Genomic DNA, 4,970 nt, shown 5'->3' with positions numbered 1-4,970 from the left:
ATGGCGGAGAAGGAGGGATTCGAACCCTCGATGGAGCTATTAACCCCATACTCCCTTAGCAGGGGAGCGCCTTCAGCCTCTCGGCCACTTCTCCAGTAGAAATTGTGAGACTCTCAATTATTGGCCAAATGGACAACCCCATGTCTCGAGAACGGCGCAAAGGATACCTGTAGAGAGAGATCAGGTAAAGATGACAATGGCAGTTTTATCTGCTTTTTTTGTTATTTGGTACGATTACAGTAGAGTCTACGCTGTGTAATCTTTGTTTTCTTCGCTCTCTTCATCGAGGATTCTTTGGTAAATCTCCTCTCGATGGACAGCTATCTCTCTTGGCGCATCGATACCTATACGTACCTCATTGCCTTTTACTCCAAGCACAGTAATGGATACATCATCCCCTATCCTCACTGTCTCCCCGACTCGCCTTGTCAGTATCAGCATTCCATATCTCCATTTTATTATTATCAGTTCCTTTGGCTTATGCAGTATACCGCCTGTTCAAACAATTGCTAGAACATTAGAACTTTACTGTTTTTTGAAATTTGACAGGATGAAACCCACATATTTTAATGAACCTCAGGCTCAGCATCCAACTCAAAAGAGTCATGTAGCGCACGCACCGCAAGCTCCAGATATTTCTCATCAATAATGACCGAGATCTTGATCTCCGAGGTGGATATCATCTGGATATTAACCCCCTCTTTTGCCAGTGCCTTAAACATCTGGCTGGCGATCCCCGCATGTGAGCGCATCCCTACACCAACCAGAGAGACCTTTACAATTTCACTGTCACCAATAGTCTCACGAGCCCCAAGCTCTTTGCCTATCTTCTCCAGAGCGGCCATTGCTTGCTGGTAATCATTACGGTGAACCGTAAATGTGAAGTCGGTGGTGCCGTCATTGGCAATGTTCTGCACAATCATATCAACCTCGATATTTTGATCAGAGATTGCAACCAGGATCTTGCAGGCTACACCCGGCTCATCCGGTACACCACGTACCGTCAGTTTGGCTTCATCACGTTGAAAGGCAATTCCTGAGATAACTGGCTGTTCCATTCCTTCTTCCTCAAATGTAATCAGTGTTCCGGGGCCCTCCTCAAAACTGGAGAGAACCCGAAGGGGGACATTGTATTTTCCTGCAAACTCCACAGCACGGATCTGTAGCACCTTGGAGCCAAGGCTGGACATCTCCAGCATCTCCTCAAAGGTGATGCGATCCATGCGCCGTGCATTGGGGACGACGCGGGGGTCGGTGGTATAGACACCATCGACATCTGTATAGATCTGACACTCATCAGCATCTATTGCTGCGGCTATTGCAACTGCGGAGGTATCAGATCCCCCTCTTCCCAGGGTGGTTATATTTCCATGCTCATCAGTTCCCTGGAAACCGGCGACTACAATAACGTGATCCTTGTCCAGATCATCACGCACACGCTGCGCATCAATATCAAGGATGCGTGCCTTGTTGTGTGAGCTATCGGTAAGAATCTGCACCTGTGGGCCGGTATAGGAGCGAGCCGGCACTCCCCTCTTCTCCAGGGCAATAGTCAACAGAGCGATGGTTACCTGCTCCCCGGTTGCCATCGCCACATCCAGTTCGCGCGGGGTTGGGTTGGGATCAATCTCTTTTGCCAGAGCAACAATCCGATTGGTCTCACCACTCATGGCAGAGACTACAACGACCATCCGGTTGCCGCGATCACGCCACTCTTTTACCTTGTCTGCTACCGCCTCAATTCGTTTGACGCTGCCGACAGAGGTTCCGCCATATTTTTGTACTATAAGTGCCATTACTGCAGTACCTCTTGCGCCCAGGCCTTGGTTGATTCAATGGCATCTGGTATCCCCGATGGATCACTACCGCCACCCTGTGCCATATCGGGACGTCCACCACCCTTGCCGCCAACAAGCTCCGCAGCATGCCTAACCATATCACCAGCCTTTATTCGGTCAGTTGCATCCTTGGTTACACCGGCCACCAGAACCACCTTCCCTCCACTGGCTGTTGCCAGAAGAATTGCCGCAGTTCCCAGTTTATCCTTTAGTTGATCCATTGTCGTACGCAGGGTCTTGACATCAGCCCCTTCAAGATGTGTGATCAGCACTTTTACTCCACCACTCTCTACTGCCTCAGAGACCAGGTCTCCTGATGATGCGCTAGCCAGCTTTGATTTCAGACGCTCCAGCTCTTTCTCCATCTTCTTGCTCTGTTCAACCAGAGCCTGCACCTTGTCGCCAACCGTCTCTCTACTGGCCTTTACAAGAGACGCCAGCTGCTGAAGGGTCTGCTCACCAGACTCCACATAAGCCAGTGCGCCTTCGCCCGTAACTGCCTCCATACGGCGGACACCAGCAGCAACCCCGCTCTCGGAGAGGATACGGAACATCCCGATCTCGCCAGTGGATGCCACATGGGTGCCCCCACAGAGCTCTGTCGAGTACTCATCCATCCGCACAACCCGCACCTCATCACCATATTTCTCGCCAAATAGTGCCATCGCCCCGGTAGCCTTGGCATCGTCAATTGACATTACCTGACTATCCACTGGGTGGCTTGCAAGAATCTGTTCGTTGACCTGACGCTCCACCTCATGAATCTGCTCATCTGTCATGGGTTCAAAATGGGAGAAGTCAAAACGGAGTCGATTACCATTCACCTGTGAACCCTTCTGCTGTACATGGTCACCAAGGATCTTTCTCAGCGCAGCATGTGCCAGATGGGTTGCCGAGTGGTTTCGTGCTGTTGCCTTGCGCTCAGTCACATCCACCTTGGCACTGATGATATCGTCAATAGATATTGTGCCAACCCCAACCTCACCAATGTGGAGAATGGTTCCTCCAGTCTGTTTCTGGGTATCCTCAACCTCAAAATATGCCAGCCCCTCGCCATTAAGTAGCCCCATATCACCCGCCTGTCCACCAGACTCTCCATAGAACGGGGTGGACTCAAGCACAACTACACCGCTGTCACCCTCATCAAGGGATTGAACAGAAGTGCCCTCTTTAAACAGAGCAACTACTGTTGATTGATCCTCAAGACCATCATATCCACTAAATTTAGTCTCTCCCTCAATCTCCAGACCTTCAGCCTGCGCACTCTTGAAACTGCTTGCTGAACGCGCCCTGTCACGCTGTTCTGTCATTGCCTTCTCGTAACCATCAAGGTCCAGAGTCAGATTACGCTCACGTGCTATATCTCCGGTTAGATCAACCGGAAACCCGTAAGTATCATAAAGCTTGAAGATGGTCTCACCAGGAATCTCGTCCCCATCCAGGGCAGCAATACTCTCCTCAAGAATGCGCATCCCCTGATCCAGGGTCTCTGCAAAGCGCTGCTCCTCTTTCAGCAACACCCTCTCTACCTGCTGCTGTGCCGCAGGAAGCGCAGGATAGGCCTCACCCATCTCGGCCACCAATGGGGCAACCAGTTTATGGAAGAATGGATCTGGCTGCCCCAGCTTGTAGCCATGGCGAATTGCACGGCGAACGATACGACGCATGACATAACCACGCCCCTCATTGGATGGAACAACCCCATCCACAGCGAGAAAGGCACAGGAGCGAATATGGTCTGCAATCACCTTGACTGAGGTGTGGTTGTGGTCAGTTACCCCGGTCTCTTTGGCGACAGCCTTCATCAGATTCTGGAACAGATCGATATCGTAGTTACTATGCCCATTCTGCAGAATGGCAGCCAACCGCTCCAGCCCCATACCGGTATCGACCGATGGGTGCGGCAGTGAATTAAGAGTACCGTCGTTATCACGGTCATACTGCATGAACACCAGATTCCAGATCTCGATATAACGATCCCCATCCTCATCTGGAGAGCCCGGAGGACCGCCGGCAATCTCCTCTCCATGATCATAGAAGATCTCGGAACAGGGGCCACAAGGGCCGGTGTCCCCCATTGACCAGAAGTTATCCTTGGCGCCACAGCGTGAGAAACGCTCCGCAGAGACTTTCATCTCCTTGAGCCATATATCCTCTGCCTCAGGGTCCTCCTCATATACAGTGACCCATAGTTTCTCTTCTGGCAACCCAAGAGTAACCGTCAGAAACTCCCATGCATACTGAATCGCATCCCGCTTGAAATAGTCTCCAAAACTGAAGTTTCCAAGCATCTCGAAGAAGGTATGGTGACGTGCCGTGTAGCCAACATTCTCCAGGTCATTGTGTTTTCCCCCTGCGCGCAGACAACGTTGTACCGAGGTTGCCCTGCTGTAGTTACGCTTCTCCTGCCCCAGAAAAACATCCTTGAACTGCACCATCCCGGCATTCACAAAGAGCAGGGTTGGATCATTGGCCGGTATCAGTGGACTACTATCCACAACCTGGTGCCCCTTCTGTTCAAAGAAGTCTAAAAATGCAGTTCTAATTTCGTTACTTTTCATGATCTATTCAGTCATTCCGTGGGGTATCAATTACTACCCGAATCTGCTCATGGGTAAATCCCCGGTACTGCAAAAAACGCTGTTGTCGTGCCTGTTCACTAAAATCATCAACTCTCTCTGTTCCAAATTTTTTCTCTTTCACTCTGCGCGCACACCCATTCCACTCATCAGCATAGGGCTCCATCGCCGGTTCAATCTTCTCTGCGGGAACGCCCTTCTCCTGCAACTCCCGCTCTATACGATACGGCCCTAGCCCCTTACCAACTCGTGAGCGCACGTAGCTCTCCGCAAACCGCTCCTCACTCAACACTCCCTCCTCAACCAGCTGCTTCAGTAGAGGATCGACCATCTCCTCACCATACCCCCTGCCAACCAGCTTGCGCCTCAACTCAAGTATCGAGTGCTCTCTCCGTGCCAACAGGCGCAGCGCCTGGTCACGCGCGTGTGCTATATCTCTATCCGCCACCGGCCCGGTCCGGCAGCAACTGCTCCCGTATCTGCTGTTCAATCTCCCGGGCTGTCTCAGGGTTGTCTTTGAGGTACTGTCTTACCTTGTCTTTGCCCTGGCCTA

The 4,970-nt window shown here is 51.4% G+C and carries 4 protein-coding genes, 1 tRNA gene and 1 pseudogene; all 6 read right to left on the bottom strand.

What is annotated here, in order from left to right:
• Window position 1 precedes the first annotated feature (1 nt).
• Window positions 2-94 (bottom strand) — tRNA-Ser (locus AC3ZFK_RS08080).
• 152 nt (window positions 95-246) lie between these two features.
• The gene (gene csrA / locus AC3ZFK_RS08075) at window positions 247-441 is read right to left on the bottom strand and encodes a carbon storage regulator CsrA (protein WP_487507413.1); all 195 of its coding nucleotides are present in this window, start codon (window positions 439-441) and stop codon (window positions 247-249) included.
• A 125-nt stretch (window positions 442-566) separates the two neighbouring features.
• Entirely contained in the window at window positions 567-1,796 is a 1,230-nt protein-coding gene (locus tag AC3ZFK_RS08070) for an aspartate kinase (RefSeq protein ID WP_487507414.1), read from the bottom strand.
• On the bottom strand, window positions 1,796-4,399 hold the full coding sequence (gene alaS, locus AC3ZFK_RS08065) for an alanine--tRNA ligase (RefSeq protein ID WP_487507415.1): 2,604 nt from the start codon (window positions 4,397-4,399) through the stop codon (window positions 1,796-1,798). The genes AC3ZFK_RS08070 and alaS overlap by 1 nt, the downstream gene beginning before the upstream one ends.
• A gap of 7 nt (window positions 4,400-4,406) precedes the next feature.
• Window positions 4,407-4,865, bottom strand: a complete 459-nt coding sequence (locus tag AC3ZFK_RS08060) for a regulatory protein RecX (protein ID WP_487507416.1) — start codon at window positions 4,863-4,865, stop codon at window positions 4,407-4,409.
• A pseudogene (locus tag AC3ZFK_RS08055) lies at window positions 4,855-4,970 on the bottom strand (recombinase RecA); the annotation flags it as partial. The pseudogene AC3ZFK_RS08055 and the gene AC3ZFK_RS08060, both read right to left, overlap by 11 nt.

It is taken from the genome of Candidatus Thiopontia autotrophica (assembly GCF_982804495.1).
This window is presented reverse-complemented; position numbering and strand designations above follow the sequence as displayed.